Genomic DNA, 15974 nt, shown 5'->3' on the forward strand with positions numbered 1-15974 from the left:
CGCCGCGGCATCAAGCTGGACCGGGAATGACGACCGTTTTGCAGGAAATCGAGGAACTCGAGCGCCGATTGCGGTCGGCCGCCGCCGAGATTGCGCAGCTGCGGGCCGAGCTTGCGACGGCTCGGGATCGCCAGAGCGCCAGCGCCGAGATCCTGCGTACCATCGCGGCCTCGCCGTCCGATGCGCGGCCGGTCTTTACGGCGGTCGCCGCCAGCGCAAAGCGCCTGCTCGGCGGCTTCTCCGCCACCGTGCTTCAGTTCATCGGCGACGAGCTTCACCTCGTGGCGTTCACGCCGACCAATCCGGAGGCGGACGCGGGGCTCAAGGCGTCGTTCCCGCGCAAGATCGCGGACTTCCCGACTTTTGGCCTCGTGCGGGAGGGCCAGACGATCCAGTTTCCCGACAGCGAGGCGGCCGACGTCCCTGAACTGAACCGGGAGCTGGCGCGGCTGCGCGGCTTCCGCAGTGTGCTATTCATGCCGCTGATGAACCGGGGCGCGCCGGTCGGCATGATCAGCGTCACCCGCGCCGAGCCAGGATCATTCGCGCCCGACCTCGTCCAGCTGCTGCAGACTTTCGCCGACCAGGCCGTGATCGCGATCGAGAACGCGCGCCTTTTCAACGAGACGAAGGAGGCGCTGGAACGCCAGACCGCGACGGCCGATATCCTGAAGGTGATGGCGGCCTCCCCGTCCGACGTGCAGCCGGTATTCGAGGCCATCGCCACCAACGCCAACCGGCTGATCGGCGGCTTCTCCACCGCGGTGCTGCGTTATGTCGACGGCGCCGTGCACCTTGCGGCATTCACCCCGACGGATCCCGCGGGCGACCGCGTGCTCCAGGCCTCGTTCCCGGTGCCGTTCGCACAATTCCCGCCCTATCAGCTCGTGGCCAATGGTACCGCGGCGCAATTGCCCGACACCGAGGTCGAGCCGGCCGCGCGCGACATCGCGCGGGCCCGCGGCTATCGCAGCATGCTGTTCGCGCCTCTGATGAGCGAAGGCGAAGCCATCGGCATCATCACCGCGACGCGACGCGCGACCGGCAACTTCGCCGAGCATCATGTGCGCCTGCTGCAGACCTTCGCCGACCAGGCCGTGATCGCGATCAAGAATGTCAGCCTGTTCAACGCGACCAAGGAAGCACTGGAACGTCAGACTGCGACTGCCGACATTCTCAAGGTGATCGCGGCTTCACCGTCCGATGTCACGCCGGTGTTCCAGGCCATTTCCGACAGCGCCAAGGCGCTGATCGGAGCGCACTCCTCCACCGTCACCCGCGTCGTCGACGGCATGCTGCATCTGGCCGCCTTCACGACCGACAATGAGGCCGGCAATGCGGATCTGCTGAACTCATTTCCGACGCCGCTGTCCTCATCGGGCATTCACAGCCGGGTGGCGAGCAGCGGCGAGTATGCCTTCCGCAGCGACATGCAGAACGAGCCTGATCTTACCGAGGCCATGAAGGAGCTGGCGCGAACACGCGGTTATCGCAGCATCCTCGTGGTGCCGATGCTGCGCGATGGCCTTGCGATCGGCACCATCGCCGTCACGCGGCGGGAGCCCGGTTATTTTCCGGACAAAGCCATCAACCTGCTCAAGACCTTTGCCGACCAGGCCGTGATCGCGGTCGAGAACACGCGCCTGTTCAACGAGGTTCAGGACCGCACCAGCGAGCTCGCCAGATCGCTCGATGATCTCCGCGCCGCGCAGGACCGCCTGATCCAGACCGAGAAGCTGGCGTCACTGGGCCAGCTCACGGCCGGCATCGCGCACGAGATCAAGAACCCGCTCAACTTCGTCAACAATTTCGCCTCGCTGTCTGCCGAGCTGACCGAGGAGCTGAACGGGGTGCTCGCGCCAGTCCCGCTCCCCGAGAACGTCCGCGGCGAGGTCGACGAGCTGACGGGGCTTCTGCAGGACAACCTCGGCAAGATCGTGCAGCACGGCCGCCGCGCCGATTCCATCGTCAAGAACATGCTGCTGCATTCGCGCGAAGGCGGCGGCGAGCATGGGCTGAGCGACATCAATGCATTGGTCGAGGAGAGCCTGAATCTCGCCTATCACGGCGCACGCGCCGAGAAGCCCGGATTCCACGTGACGCTGAAGCGCGCGCTCGATCCAGCGGCCGGACAGGCCGAAGTGTTTCCGCAGGAAATCACCCGCGTGCTCCTGAACCTGATCTCGAACGGCTTCCACGCGGTCATCAGGCGCAAGGCCGACGGTGCCGCCGGTTACGAGCCGATTGTGACCGCCGCGACGCGCGATCGCGGCGATGACGTCGAGATCACGATCCGCGACAACGGCACCGGCATTGCCGACGATGTGAAGGAGAAAATGTTCAATCCGTTCTTCACCACCAAGCCAGCCGGCGAAGGCACCGGCCTCGGGCTGTCGATGACCCACGACATCGTCGTGAAGCAGCACGGCGGCACGATCGACGTCGCGACCGAGCCGGGCAAGTTTACTGAATTCACGATCGTGCTGCCGCGCAAGAGTGGTCTGTCAGGCAATAGCTGAGGTTGAATCGCGCGGTGGGTGCTTTCGGCAAACTGGCGTGGCTCATTCAGCGGCAATTGCTGTCGTTCTCCGGCGTCGGCCTCATGCTCGGTGCCCTGTTCTTCGCAGCCGCGCTGACGCCGACGCTGATCCCGCGGAGCTATCTCACGCAGGGCGCCATCGCCGGCGCCTGCTTCGGGATCGGCTATCTCGCCGGCAACGTCTGGCGCTGGCTGTGGCACTATCTGGAATTGCCCGAGCCGCCGGCGCGCCTGAGATCGACCGCAAACGCGCTGGTGGCGGCCGCCTGCCTGCTCGTCGTCATTGTTTTTCTGTGGCGGGCGGCCGGATGGCAGAACTCGATCCGCACCGTGATGAAGATGGCGCCAGTCGAGACCGCCCATCCGCTCAAGGTCTGCGCCATCGCCGTGATGACGTTCGTCGTGCTGCTGGTGCTGGCGCGGCTGTTCGCGCTTGCCGTGCGCCTCATCGCCGCGCGTGCGAGGCGCGTCATTCCGCGGAGGATCGCGAACGTCATCGGCGTGCTCGCCGCGGGCCTGTTGTTTTGGTCAATCGCCAGCAATGTCCTGATCCGCACGGCGTTCAACGCGCTCGATGTGTCCTTTCGCGAAGTCGACGCCTTGCTCGAGCCCGAGCGGCCGCAGCCGACCGCGCCCGAACGAACGGGAAGTGCCGCCTCGCTGGTGAAGTGGACGCAGCTTGGACGCATGGGGCGCAGATTTATTGCCTCGGGGCCGACCGCAACGGAGATCAGCGCCATTACAGGAAGGCCCGCGCTGGAGCCCGTGCGGGTCTATGTCGGCCTTGGCGGCGCCGAGACGGCGCAAGCGCGCGCCCGGCTTGCGCTCGACGAGCTCAAGCGGCAGCACGGGTTTGAACGCGACACACTCATCGTCGTTACGCCGACCGGAACCGGCTGGATCGACCCTGCCGCGATGGACACCGTCGAATATCTCCACCATGGCGACGTCGCCAGTGTCGCGATGCAGTATTCCTATCTCAACAGTCCGCTGACGCTGCTGTTTCAGCCCGAATCCGGTGCAGAGGCGGCGCGCGCCCTGTTTTCGGAAATCTACGGCTACTGGGCGACGCTGCCGAAGAACCGGCGGCCGAAGCTGTACCTGCACGGACTGAGCCTCGGCGCGATGAACTCGGAAAAATCCGCAGAGCTGTTTGAGATGATCGGCGATCCGATTGCGGGCGCACTTTTGAGCGGCGCGCCGTTCGAAAGTCGCATCTGGCGCTCGATCACGGCAAACCGCAATCCGGGCACGCCGGCCTGGCTGCCGGAATTCCGCGACGGCCGCTTCGTGCGCTTCATGAACCAGAATGGACCGACGGTGCCGGCAGATGCGCCCTGGGGTCCGATGCGCGTCGTCTATCTGCAATATGCGAGCGACGCGATCACCTTCTTCGCCTATCACGACGCCTATCGGGCCCCTGACTGGATGACGGCGCCGCGCGGGCCGGATGTGTCACCGGAGCTGCGATGGTATCCAGTCGTGACGATGCTGCAGCTCGCCCTCGACATGGCGGTCGCGACCAATACGCCGATGGGCTTTGGCCATGTCTATGCGCCCGAACATTACGTCGATGCCTGGGTCGCCGTCACCGATGTCCATGATTGGTCCCCCGACGCGCTGGCGCAGCTCAAGACCCATCTTGCAGCGGCGGCGCGAAAGGCCGCCGAGGGCAATGTCGCAAACGAGCCTTACGCCGATCGAGGCGGCTAGCCTACTCGGCCATCTCCACGGGCTGCTTGGCCGACGGTCCAGCCAGCGGCCGCTCCTCCATCGCGATCAGGCACAGCGCAGCGATCGTCATCAGCGCGGTGGCGGCGCCGAACACGTAGCGGAAGGCGTGCCGCATGTCGTCGGCGGGTATCGCGACGGCGCCCGCGGCGTGATGCTCGCCGGCGAGCGGGACGTCGGTGCCGAGCGCGATGAGCAGGATCGCGGCGAAGGCCGCCACCGTGAACGAGGACATCAGCGAGCGGAAGAAGTTCATCGCGCCGGTGATGGTGCCGACTTGCGGACGCGCCACCGAATTCTGCAGCGAGACCACGCACACCGGAAAAGTCGTGCCGAGTCCCAGCGCGAATGCGGCCATCAGCAGCAGCAGGCCCCAGAGCGGCAAGGTGGTGACCGTGAGAACGAGACCGCACAGCGCGGCCCATGACGTGCCGACGATGGCGACGCGCTTGTAGTGCTTGGCCCGAGCCATGGTGCGGCCGGCGACGGCCGCGCCGACGGTCGAGACCGCCGCGAGCGGGATCAGCGCAAGCCCCGCCTCGCTGGCGGTGAGATGATAGACCTGCTCGTAATAGAGCGGCAGCTGCACGGTCAGGCCGGTGATCGCCCCGAGGCCGCAGCCGCCCGCGGTCAGCGCGAACGGCGCCACCGATCCCGTCAACAAGGGCAGCGGCAAGAACGGCTCGTCGGCCCGCCGGGCGTGCCACACGAAGGTCACCGCGAGCGCGACGGCACCGCCCACCATCGCCAGCACCGTCGGCGAAAGCCAAGCATAGCGCGTCCCGCCCCAGGTCAGCACCAGCATGAAGACCACGGCGGACGCCATCAGCAAGAGGCCGCCGAGCCAGTCGACCTTGCGCTTGCGGTGGAACACCGGGATCTTCTTCATCTTTGGCAGCAGCAATGCGAGTGCTGCGGCCGCAAGCGGCAGGTTGATCCAGAAGATCATCGACCAGTGCAGATGCTCCGCGAACACGCCGCCGATGACCGGGCCGAGGATGCCGCCGACCATCCAGACGCTCGAGAAATAGGCCTGGTACTGCCCGCGCTCGCGCGGGCTCACCACGTCGGAGATCACGGTCTGCACCACCGGCATGATGCCGCCGCCGCCGAGGCCCTGAAGCCCGCGTGCCAGGATCAGCATCGGCATGTTCGGCGCGATCGCGCACAGCACCGAGCCCGCGACGAACAGGCTGAGCGAGATGATGATCATGACGCGGCGGCCGTAGATGTCGCTGAGCGTGCCGAACACCGGCGCAACCGCAGTCGAGGCGAGCAGATAGGCGGTGATCACCCAGGACAGATTGGAGACGTCCTGGAACTGGCGTCCGATGGTCGGCAGCGCCGTCGCCACGATGGTCTGGTCGAGCGCGGCCAGGAACATCGTCAGCATCAGGCTGATGACGATGGTGCGGACCTCGTCGGAGCTCAGCGGCACCGGCGGGGCGATCGAGGGCGCGTCGTCGACGCTGATGACCTCGCTCGGCAGGCGGGACAGCTCTTCGGCAATGTCGTCGGGCAAGGCCTGGATGTCGGCAGAATCGCTCTGCCGGTCGAACTTGTTCATCTCGATCGGGCGTCGTGACGCGGTGCAACACCGCGAAGGATTCGTACTATGCAGCCCAATGTAGAGGGGAAATTTCTTCCCAGGCAGGCACCGCGACGCATGGGTGCATCCCGCCGACGCATCCTCGCGGCTCCGTGATCGACAGGCGGAGCGGCGCCGTATTGAGGTACTACTTGGAGCCTGAGCGCCCCCCAGCCCACTAAAGCTCGATCGGGTCCAGCAAGTTGATCAGATGCGGTTTGCCGGGATCAACGATGACCACTTTCTTGCCGAACTTGGGATTGCTCCGGAACAGAGCGCCGAGGCTGTGCTTTTCCGGCGACCAATTTTCTCGAACCGGCTTCTTGGTTGCCGGATTCTTCTTCTTGCGCGCCTTTTCCTTCGCCTGCTCCTTTTCCCAGTCGGCTTGGCGCTCGATATCGATCTCGTCAATCGGATAGGTCAGGTGGATTGTGTATTCGGCGTCGACGCCCCGTGCTTTCAGCAGCATTTCCAGGGTCGCTCGTTCGGGGTTACCGTGCTCGCCATCGCCTGAGAAGACGTAGTGATCGGCAGGCAGACGTTCGAAGAAGATCGTCTCCATATTGTTGTCGCTGCCGTGGTGCGGCACCTTGAGAAGATTGACGTGGCGCGTCTTTCCGGGGGCGAGCAACCTGGCTAGCTCAAGTCCCTCCAAGACCTTGTCGCCACGCGCGTCGCCGGTCAGCAGCATGCTCTTGCCGCCCATTTCAGCCAAAACGACGATGCTGGAGAGATTGGGCACCGACTTGTCGACGAATGCCGCCAGCATTGCTTCCGGGCTTTTCTTCCCCTGCTTTTGCTCCCGCAGCCATTTATCGTGGGCCTCCTGAAGGGCCATCAATTCCGGCTGCATCGGTCCGGCCACGGTCATCTTGAGGCCGCCATCCAACGTCACCGCTTCCGTATCCTCGGTTGCGACGATCAGCTCGCCGTCGAATTTGTGGTTCAGTTTCCATTGCCGACGTGCCGGCGACCGACGTTGCAAGACTTCCCGATCATCACGCAATTGACGGCCTTGCGAAATGCCGGCGAGAACATCCACCGTCTGATGCACCTCTTCCTCGTCGGATTCTTCGTCGGGCTCGATTGCGTCAAAATCCGGCCTGCGCGCAGTGCCTGCCTCGAATGACGCCGGCCCAAATCCGGACAACAGTTCTTCAGGCGCAGTCGTAAGCAGATCGTCAAAGCTGTTGTGCCACAGGCTGGCGACCTTCAGACGGAGATCGGGACTGTTGCCCAGCTGATCCGCCGTTAGTTCGAGAATGCCCCTGATGTGATCGTCGTCGATATGACTGATCATCACAACGTCTATCGGCAAGGGATCATTCGGCTCCAATTCGCGCGAACGGTGAATCTGCGCGATTCTCGGCGCCAGATGTGGCTTATAGACCTTGGCAGGTCCTCCATCGATCAGCATCAGATGCGGATCGTCAGCTGTTCCGAAATGAAGGATCAGGCAATCGCCCTTGCGGGCACGCAAGACGTCAAGGCTAAAATGCATCGCATTCCTCCTCAGATCGATTGAAGAGCCCGCAACACGTCGAGCATGCCGTGCCCCTGAAAGCTGCGCTCGCGGCCAAGATCCGTCGCGCTCTCGCACAGGATGCGTTTGACCCGACGCGGCTGCCCGATCAGCTCTTCGTATCGGGCGAGCAGCATCGCCGCGGCTCCACTGACCATGGGAGCCGCCATGCTGGTGCCCGATTCCGGAGCCCAATCATCATTCGGAACGGTCGATAGAATTCGCTCACCGGGCGCGACGAGATCCGGCTTCGCGCGGCCGTCGCCGGTTGGACCGCGGCTCGAGAAGAAGCTGATTCCGTATGTATGCGGCCAATTCCCGTGGGTCGATCCAACCGTGATGACGCCCTCGGCGTTTCCTGGATCGGTGATACTGAAGGCGGCGTAATTTTCGAACGGACCGTCCTTCGTTTCGAATTTCTGAAAGCCGCGATTGCCCGCTGCGGCCACGACCACCACTCCGCTTTCGACCAAACGCTCGCATTCGTTGCAAATCGGCGTCCGCCCACATGCAAAATTGCGCACGTTATGGGGAATTGAGAGGCTGAGATTCGCGCCGTGAATCATGATGTAGTTGTGCCGCTCGTTGACGTAACGGATGTACTGCATGGCAGCGATAACGGCGAACTCGGTCTCCTCCAGGCTCGCACCCAGCACGCGGAAATCGTAGAGTCCGATGTCCGGGCACATGCCGCCAGCGTATTTGCCGTCCTTCTGGTCCGCTCCGATGATTCCGGCAACGTGGGTCCCGTGCGAACTGGGCAGCTTTTCAGACTTGTCGTTTGGATCCGGCCTCTTGACCGTGATTAGCCTTTCGACGGTCGCCCAGTTGATGGGGCGCTCCTTCTCGAAGTCTTCGGCAATCTTCTCTAGATTGACGTCCACCTCGGCTTCAGCGAGCCCGGACGTTCGGATCAGCTTTTCGCGGGTTTGAGCATCGACGTCACCCGTCTCACTGCTAACGATCTCGCGAATATTCGTGAAGTCGAAGATTTTCCTGACACGCGACGTCGGCTTCTCGCCGGACGTCATGAACGCGTCGTGATTGTTTTGAATACCGGAATCAAGAACTGCCCAAACGATGTTCTTGCACTGGACGTTGAACAGCGACCTCGCAGCGTCGGCCTTGACCGCTGGCACCGACCGATCGAGCGCGGGAACGGCCGATCGGTTGAGCGATACCTGGAAAATACAAGTTGGTCTCTCTTCCGCCGGCTCGCTCCTGGTATCGACGCCGTCGTTCTGCTGCCGAGCATTCTCGTCCGCTTTGACTACTTCATAAAGTGCGAACATGCCGGAGAGAATCTCGTCAGCATAGTCCCGGTATCGTTCCAATGCCTGCTCAAAGGTCAGTGGCTCCAGTGGTTCGTCCCAACCGACGGGACGTTCCAGCTTGCAAATCCAGTAGATCAATCCGGCGAGCGCGATATACCTTTGGAGCGACGTGGCATTGTCCAATGTGCGTTCGCGCAGCGCGTTGGATCTCTTCGGCCCTTGCTGGAGCAGCTTTTTGATCGTCCCCTGATTATCGCCGGCATCCACGCCTTCGATCCTTTCGGCCACCTTCGGCTCGCGCCACCATTGTGTCCGCGGCACCAGGATGCGCAGCACTTGGTCGAAATAGAGCCGCGCACCGACGAGCCCCTGCAAATAGGCGACCTTGGCCTTTGTTGGAGGCCGGCCAGGCGGCGCAGATTCGACCGGCACTTTCAGCGCGCCTGCGATGGTACGGGCCACGCTCACCGCGGTCGCATTCTTGTGCGGCGTAATCAGAACGTCCTGGGCGATGCCCGGATCGAGAGCGTAAGCCGCCCAGACATCGCCGAGCAGCGGCGAGTCCTGCAGCACGCGCCTGTCGTCGCGGGGACCCAGGAGGATATGTTCGACCACTTCGGGCGGAACGGAGAACTGCTTGGGTCTTCCGTCGGCCGAGACCGGCCAAGTCGGCCCGCGGCTCTTGGGTGTGCCGCTTTGCGGTTTTGCACGCCGCTTACGCCCCTTGTCGTCCGCCATTGTCGTCTTCCTCAGACACCAGACTCCGGATAGGGAAAGGTGGGCGGCGGCCCGACCGCCGCGAGATGCTTGCGCAGGGCTGCATCACACACGGCGTAGCCCCAGTTGATCAGTCTTTCCTGCGTCGTCGCGTCCAACCGCTTCAGACGTGTCGGCACTTCCGCAAGTTGCAATGTACGCTCGAAAGGACACGGCAGAGCATCGGCCAGCCCGTAATTCGCGATGTCGGTGCGGATGCCCCAATAGGCGCCCTTGCGCGTTCCCGATTTGAAGGAGTCGATGACCTGGCGCTTGCGCAGCGAACGCACCTGATTGTCGATCAGATTGAGGATCCGGTAGGAATGCCGCGGCCAGTCCGTCTCCGGCTCCTCCTCAGCCTCGATCTTGCCGCCGGCGTCGCTGACCAGAACGGTCTGGTGGCGCTTCCATGCGGTCTCAAGGCCGAGATTGTCGTAGGCGCCGCCATCGCTGAGAACGACGCGCGTTGTAAATGGAGGCCGCTGCAGGTCGAGCCCGGTACCGGGCACGAAATCGCTGTCCTTGAGGCGCAATTCGAAGGGAGAGAGGACCGGAGGAAAAGCTGAGGACGCCGCCACGGCTTGCGCCAGCAGAATTTCTGGATTCTTCACCTCGCCGACGCGGTAGTCGCGCATATAGGGCTTCATGAAGCGCCAGAGCGCGCCTGACTGCACGTTCGTCGCATTGATCACGAAGCGCGGCTCGTCAGGCATATCCTGCAGAGTTTTGCCGCGAAACAGGTGATCGTCATACGCCTCGGCAATCCGATCGCCGATGCTGCCTGGTAACAGCGCGCCCAGGATGACCGACTCGGCATCGATTGTGATGCCGGCGAAGGCGCGCAACGGCGCGACGAATTTCGGAATGAAATCGCTGTCGACGCTGTCGGGTGTGAAGCTGAGGCCCGGCCACGCCAGCGCCAACATGCCGGCAGTGATCGACCCGCCGGAAACGCTCGATATGCGCCTGACGTTCTTCAGCAGTCCTGTTTCATATAGGCGCCACAGGACGCCGACATGAAACACCATCGCGCGATATCCTCCGCCGGAAAGGCAGAGCGCAGTGGTTGGTTCCAGCGGCTTGTTCTCGTCGTCGGTCGGTATCGGGTGAACCGGATCGGAAATCATGGGGCCCCCAAAAATCCTAGGGTACCTTCAGCAATTCAAAACAACCTGAATATAGCCATAGCAGAATCTACAACCAGCTTAGCACCTCAACCCCTGAATGTGAAGCGCATCTGCATGCGACCGCTGCGCACAGCTGTTCAAGGTCGCTTCTTCAGACGCGCCCGCTTCGGCAAGGTCGCCGGCCATTGCACGATGTGGTCCTCGAGCTCCTCGTCCGGGACCTCCTCCTCGCTGCCCTCCACGCGGCCGCGCACGGAGACGCCGGCTTCGTGCACGGTGTTGGGGTCACCCGAAACCAGCGGATGCCACCAATAGAGGTCGCGCCCTTCGGCGACGAGCTTGTAGCCGCAGCTCGGCGGCAGCCAGTTCAGGGTGCGGACATTGGCCGGGGTCAGGCGGACGCAGTCCGGAACCTTGTCGGAACGATTCGGATAGTCCTTGCAGGCGCAGCTCGTCCCGTCGAGCAGCTTGCAGCCGATATGGGTGAAGTAGATCTGCCCGGTATCCTCGTCTTCGAGCTTGTTCAGACAGCAGCGGCCGCAGCCGTCGCACAGGCTTTCCCACTCGCGCTCCGACATCTGTTCCAACGTCTTGGTTTTCCAGAAGAATCCTTCCTGGCCTTGAGATCGTTTGGGAGCTGCGGTCATGCGCCTCAACAACAGTTCGAAAGAGCTACGGCAACGCCATCTAGGGCGCGCGGCGGCAATGGTGCAAGCGAGGCCCCTTTGAGGCCCGTAATGAACCGGGGGTCAATTAGGCCTGTTGTTCAAAATAGCGAGCGTGGCCATTGGTTTATGAGCCCCGCTCGGCTAGAAGGAACAGCAAGTCCCTCGGATGCTGGCCGGGCGCCTTGGGTTTGCCGCAACATACCCGCAAGACGTCTCGATGCCGCCCCGGCCGGGTGCTTGAACGGTTTCGAAGCAAGCCGCAAGGGTTCTAGGTGCGCCAGATCATACCACCGCATTGGAAGCAGAGGATCCGGAATTTCTTCCTGGATCTCGATGCGCGCATCGACTCCTCGCTGTTCTCCTCGGCCAAGGGCATCCGCGAGCTCTACGAGCGCTACTCGACCTTCATGGACCGCTTCTATGTCGGGCGGTGGAAGCGCTGGGTGTTCATCGAGCCATTCTCGGAGGCCGCAACCCTCGGGCTTGGCGGCCTCGTCGTGATGCTCGCCCTCGCCATTCCGGCCTTCCGCGAGACCGCGGACGAGGACTGGCTGAAGAAGTCCGACCTCGCGGTGAGCTTCCTCGACCGCTACGGCAACCCGATCGGCAGCCGCGGCATCAAGCACAACGACTCCATTCCGCTGGAAGACTTTCCGGACGTGCTGATCAAGGCGACGCTGGCGACCGAGGACCGCCGCTTCTACGAGCATTTCGGCATCGACATCGCCGGCACCGCGCGCGCGCTCGTCACCAACGCGCAAGCCGGCGGCGTGCGCCAGGGCGGCTCCTCGATCACCCAGCAGCTCGCCAAGAACCTGTTCCTGAGCAACGAGCGCACCATCGAACGCAAGGTCAACGAGGCCTTCCTCGCGATCTGGCTGGAATGGCGCCTGACCAAGAACGAGATCCTCAAGCTCTATCTCGACCGCGCCTATATGGGCGGCGGCACCTTCGGCGTCGACGGCGCGGCGCATTTCTACTTCAACAAGTCCGCGCGCGACGTGACGCTGGCGGAAGCGGCGATGCTCGCCGGCCTGTTCAAGGCGCCGACCAAGTACGCCCCGCACATCAACCTGCCCGCCGCCCGCGCGCGCGCCAACGTCGTGCTGGACAACCTCGTCGATGCCGGCTTCATGACCGAGGGCCAGGTGTTCGGCGCCCGCCGCAACCCGGCCTTCGCGGTCGACCGCCGCGACGAGGCCTCGCCGAACTATTATCTCGACTACGCCTTCGACGAGATGCGCAAGCTGGTCGATACCTTCCCGAAGTCCTACACCGAGCGCGTCTTCGTGGTGCGCACCGCGATCGATGCCAACGTGCAGAAGGCGGCCGAAGACGCTGTCGAGAACCAGCTGCGCCAGTTCGGCCGCGACTATCACGCGACGCAGGCCGCGACCGTCGTCGCCGATCTCGACGGCGGCATCCGCGCCATGGTCGGCGGCCGCGACTACGGCGCCAGCCAGTTCAACCGCGCCACCGACGCCTATCGCCAGCCCGGCTCCTCGTTCAAGCCCTACGTCTACACCACCGCGCTGCTGAACGGCTACACGCCCAACTCGATCGTGGTCGACGGCCCGGTCTGCATCGGCAATTGGTGCCCGCAGAATTATGGCCATTCCTATTCCGGCTCGGTGACGCTGACGCAGGCGATCACCCGTTCGATCAACGTCGTGCCGGTGAAGCTGTCGATCGAGATCGGCCGGAAGAACGAGCCCAAGACGCAGAACCCCGCCAAGGTCGGCCGCGCCAAGATCGTCGAGGTCGCGCGCCGCTTCGGCATCAAGGCGCCGCTGCCCGACACGCCGTCGCTGCCGATCGGCTCGGACGAGGTCAACGTGCTCGAGCACGCGGTCGCATACGCGACCTTCCCCAATCGCGGCAAGGCGGTGACGCCGCATGCGGTGCTGGAAGTGCGCACCGGCGCGGGCGACCTGGTCTGGCGCTGGGACCGCGACGGCCCGAAGCCGCGGCAGGCGATCCCGGCTTCCGTCGCTGCCGACATGGCGGGCATGATGAGCCACGTCGTCAGCGAGGGCACCGCGCGCCGCGCCGCGCTGGACGGCATTCCGACCGCGGGCAAGACCGGCACGACCAATGCCTATCGCGACGCCTGGTTCGTCGGCTTCACCGGCAATTTCACCTGCGCGGTGTGGTACGGCAACGACGATTACTCGCCGACCAACCGCATGACCGGCGGCTCGCTGCCGGCGCAGACCTGGCACGACATCATGCTCGTGGCGCATCAGGGCGTGGAGGTCCGGGAGATTCCCGGCATCGGCATGGGCCAGAAGCTGCCGCCGCAGCATGTGAGCAACGCGCAGGCCAACGCGGCGCCGAAGGTGCTGGAGACCAAGCCCGGTCCGCCGCCGGTGCTGACCAAGCGCGGCGCGGACATCCTGGTGCGGGTCGAGAAGCTGCTGGATGATGCGGCAAAGGCCGCGAACAAATCGACGGCGAATGACAGCAAGCCGGCCAGGCCGTCCTCGTCGACGAGCGCGCTCGCCTTCCCGCAGAACTATGCGGAAGACAACGCCAACACCTCTGCCCCGCGCAAGAACTGATCGAAAGCAAGTGCGGCTGATCCTGACCACATTGACGGCGCTTCTTCTCGCGACGGTCGTCGGCGTCGGCGCGACGTGGATGACCACGACGCGCGGCACCGAGATCGGCGCGCTGACCATCGGCCCCTGGACGGCACGGCCGCGCACCGGCACCGCCGACGTCGATCCCTATTCGCGCGCCACCATCGTCCGCAACGGCGAGCTGCCGATCGGCACCGGCGACGGTGTCGCCTTCACCGCCACCACCGACGACAGGAAGAAGGCGCTCGACGGCCGCTGCGACGTGGTCGTCTCCGGCGTGACGCCGCCGGCGCGGTTCTGGACGCTGACGCTCTACGACCGCAAAGGCCATCTCGTCGCCAATTCGCTGCAGCGCTACGGCTTCACCAGCCAGGAGATCGTGCGCTCCTCCGACGGCTCGTTCGAGATCCGGATCGCCTCGCGCTCGCGCGCCGGCAATTGGCTGCCGACCGGCGGCATCGAGCGCTACGCCTTGATGCTGCGTCTCTACGACACGCCGGTCGGCGTTGGAACGCGCACCCAGCGCGATGCGCCGATGCCGAGCATCACCACGGTGGGCTGCTCATGATCCGGCTCGTCTTCACCGTCGTCGCCGGCGTGGTGCTGGGCCTCGTGGTCCATCTCGTCAGCGTGCTGGCGCTGCCGCGGATTGCCACACAGGATGCCTATTCGCGGCTGACGCCGATGACCAGGGTGAACGCCGTCACCCAGCTTCCCCTCGCCGATCCCAACAATTCGCCGATGCCGTTCATGGATCCGGCCTTCGCGCTGGCGATCTGTCGTTATGATCTGTCTGGCGGGCCGATCAAGCTCACCGTGCCGGTGAGCCAGGCCTACACCTCGGTGTCGTTCTACACCCGCAACGAGATCGCCTATTACGCCATCAACGACCGCTCCGCGGGCCGCAAGGTGATCGAGCTCGATCTGATGACGGAAGCGCAGCATAGCGAGCTGCCGGAGGACGAAGAGGTCACCGCGGCCGACCGACTGATCATCGATTCCCCGACCACGACCGGCCTGATCCTGATGAAGGCGCTCGCGCCCGAGCCCGGCTTGATGCAGCAGGCGCAAGGCTCGCTCCAGGCTGCGACCTGCGCCCCGCAGACCGAGCCGCCGGCCAAGGCCGAGGCACCGCGCAGCCGGCGGTGAGCGCGGCCGCCAACAAAAAGTGCGAAAACAACCCCATGCACAGTAGCTGGGCGTTGAAATCATTACGCTCTTCCGCCGACCGCAACGATACCGCCGGGGACGCCTGCGTACCTTTGACTCGTCGGGCAAAACAGGGGCATACTGGCATCATCGAGAGTTGATCACACCCGCACGGAGCCGTCCGTCGCGGGTGTTGTCTTTGGCGCATCTTTCCGTGTCCATGCGAAACAATCCTGCCGCGTTCGGCTCGGGCACAATCATCGGCACTCTGGGCGGCTTGATCGGTCTCGGCGGTGCAGAATTTCGGCTGCCCCTGCTCATCAGCCTGTTCGGATTTCGCGGCCTCGAGGCCGTGATTCTGAACAAGGCGACGAGCCTGATCGTGGTGGCGAGCGCACTGCCGTTTCGCGCACGCGCCGTTCCGTTCGCGGAGATACATGCCCATTGGCCGATCATCCTGAACCTGCTGGCGGGCAGCCTCGTCGGCGCCTATGCGGGGGCATCCTGGGCGACGCGTCTGGAGTCCGGGACGCTCTACAGGATCATTGCCGTCCTGCTGCTCCTGATCGCCGGCATGCTTCTGTTCGCACATGGCAACGAGGCGGCAACCCCACCGGCGCTGACAGGCGTGAGCCTGATCGTCGCGGGCATAGCAGCGGGCTTTGCGATCGGGATCGTGGCATCGTTGCTCGGCGTTGCCGGAGGGGAATTCCTGATCCCCACCCTGATCTTGTTGTTCGGCGCGGACGTGAAGCTCGCGGGCAGCCTCTCGCTCGCGGTGAGCCTGCCGACCATGCTGGTGGGATTTGCGCGCTATAGTCGCGACCAGAGCTTTTCGGTGCTCCGCGCGAATTGGCAGTTCATGCTTGCAATGGCCATCGGGTCGGTCGTCGGGACATTCATAGGCGGCCTGCTTCTCGGCGTCGTCCCGAATTCGATTCTTCTGCCGGGATTGGCCGTGATCCTGGTCATTTCGGCGGTGAGAATCTGGCGGCATGAGTAGGCTGGTTCGAAACAATGCCGCAACCGGCGATGCGC

At 64.1% G+C, this 15974-nt stretch carries 11 protein-coding genes; 6 read left to right on the top strand and 5 right to left on the bottom strand.

Going from position 1 to position 15974, the window contains the following annotated elements:
- Window positions 1-26 precede the first annotated feature (26 nt).
- Together I6F20_RS17850 and I6F20_RS17855 are read left to right on the top strand one after the other, a co-directional pair.
- Window positions 27-2519 carry a GAF domain-containing sensor histidine kinase gene (locus tag I6F20_RS17850; RefSeq protein ID WP_225127200.1) on the top strand — a complete coding sequence of 831 codons (2493 nt, stop codon included), beginning with the start codon at window positions 27-29 and terminating at the stop codon, window positions 2517-2519.
- 83 nt (window positions 2520-2602) lie between these two features.
- Entirely contained in the window at window positions 2603-4252 is a 1650-nt protein-coding gene (locus tag I6F20_RS17855; RefSeq protein WP_050995889.1) for an alpha/beta hydrolase, read from the top strand.
- A gap of 1 nt (window position 4253) precedes the next feature.
- On the opposite strand, the gene I6F20_RS17860 is transcribed toward I6F20_RS17855, so the two are convergent.
- The 5 genes from I6F20_RS17860 to I6F20_RS17880 form a co-directional block, all read right to left on the bottom strand.
- Entirely contained in the window at window positions 4254-5837 is a 1584-nt protein-coding gene (locus tag I6F20_RS17860; protein WP_109144370.1) for an MDR family MFS transporter, read from the bottom strand.
- 199 nt (window positions 5838-6036) lie between these two features.
- The gene (locus I6F20_RS17865; protein WP_109144371.1) at window positions 6037-7359 is read right to left on the bottom strand and encodes a ComEC/Rec2 family competence protein; all 1323 of its coding nucleotides are present in this window, start codon (window positions 7357-7359) and stop codon (window positions 6037-6039) included.
- 11 nt (window positions 7360-7370) lie between these two features.
- Window positions 7371-9392 (bottom strand): S8 family peptidase, encoded by a 2022-nt coding sequence (locus tag I6F20_RS17870; protein WP_081492903.1) that lies wholly within the window; start codon window positions 9390-9392, stop codon window positions 7371-7373.
- A gap of 11 nt (window positions 9393-9403) precedes the next feature.
- Window positions 9404-10537 (bottom strand): patatin-like phospholipase family protein, encoded by a 1134-nt coding sequence (locus I6F20_RS17875; protein ID WP_225127202.1) that lies wholly within the window; start codon window positions 10535-10537, stop codon window positions 9404-9406.
- Between the two features lie 137 nt (window positions 10538-10674).
- Window positions 10675-11184, bottom strand: a complete 510-nt coding sequence (locus I6F20_RS17880; protein ID WP_036042979.1) for a YcgN family cysteine cluster protein — start codon at window positions 11182-11184, stop codon at window positions 10675-10677.
- A gap of 293 nt (window positions 11185-11477) precedes the next feature.
- On the opposite strand from I6F20_RS17880, the gene I6F20_RS17885 reads away from it, so the two are divergent.
- From I6F20_RS17885 to I6F20_RS17900, 4 genes are all read left to right on the top strand, one after another.
- Window positions 11478-13766, top strand: coding sequence for a transglycosylase domain-containing protein (locus I6F20_RS17885; RefSeq protein ID WP_128262607.1), 2289 nt, complete (start codon window positions 11478-11480; stop codon window positions 13764-13766).
- A 10-nt stretch (window positions 13767-13776) separates the two neighbouring features.
- On the top strand, window positions 13777-14355 hold the full coding sequence (locus I6F20_RS17890; RefSeq protein ID WP_036005844.1) for a DUF1214 domain-containing protein: 579 nt from the start codon (window positions 13777-13779) through the stop codon (window positions 14353-14355).
- On the top strand, window positions 14352-14936 hold the full coding sequence (locus tag I6F20_RS17895) for a DUF1254 domain-containing protein (RefSeq protein ID WP_036005846.1): 585 nt from the start codon (window positions 14352-14354) through the stop codon (window positions 14934-14936). Before I6F20_RS17890 ends, I6F20_RS17895 begins: the two co-directional genes overlap by 4 nt.
- Before the next feature lie 220 nt (window positions 14937-15156).
- Entirely contained in the window at window positions 15157-15939 is a 783-nt protein-coding gene (locus tag I6F20_RS17900; protein WP_036005848.1) for a sulfite exporter TauE/SafE family protein, read from the top strand.
- Window positions 15940-15974 lie beyond the last annotated feature (35 nt).

The sequence above is a fragment of the Bradyrhizobium sp. IC3123 genome (assembly GCF_020193625.1).
GTDB classification, from domain to species: Bacteria; Pseudomonadota; Alphaproteobacteria; order Rhizobiales; family Xanthobacteraceae; genus Bradyrhizobium; species Bradyrhizobium yuanmingense.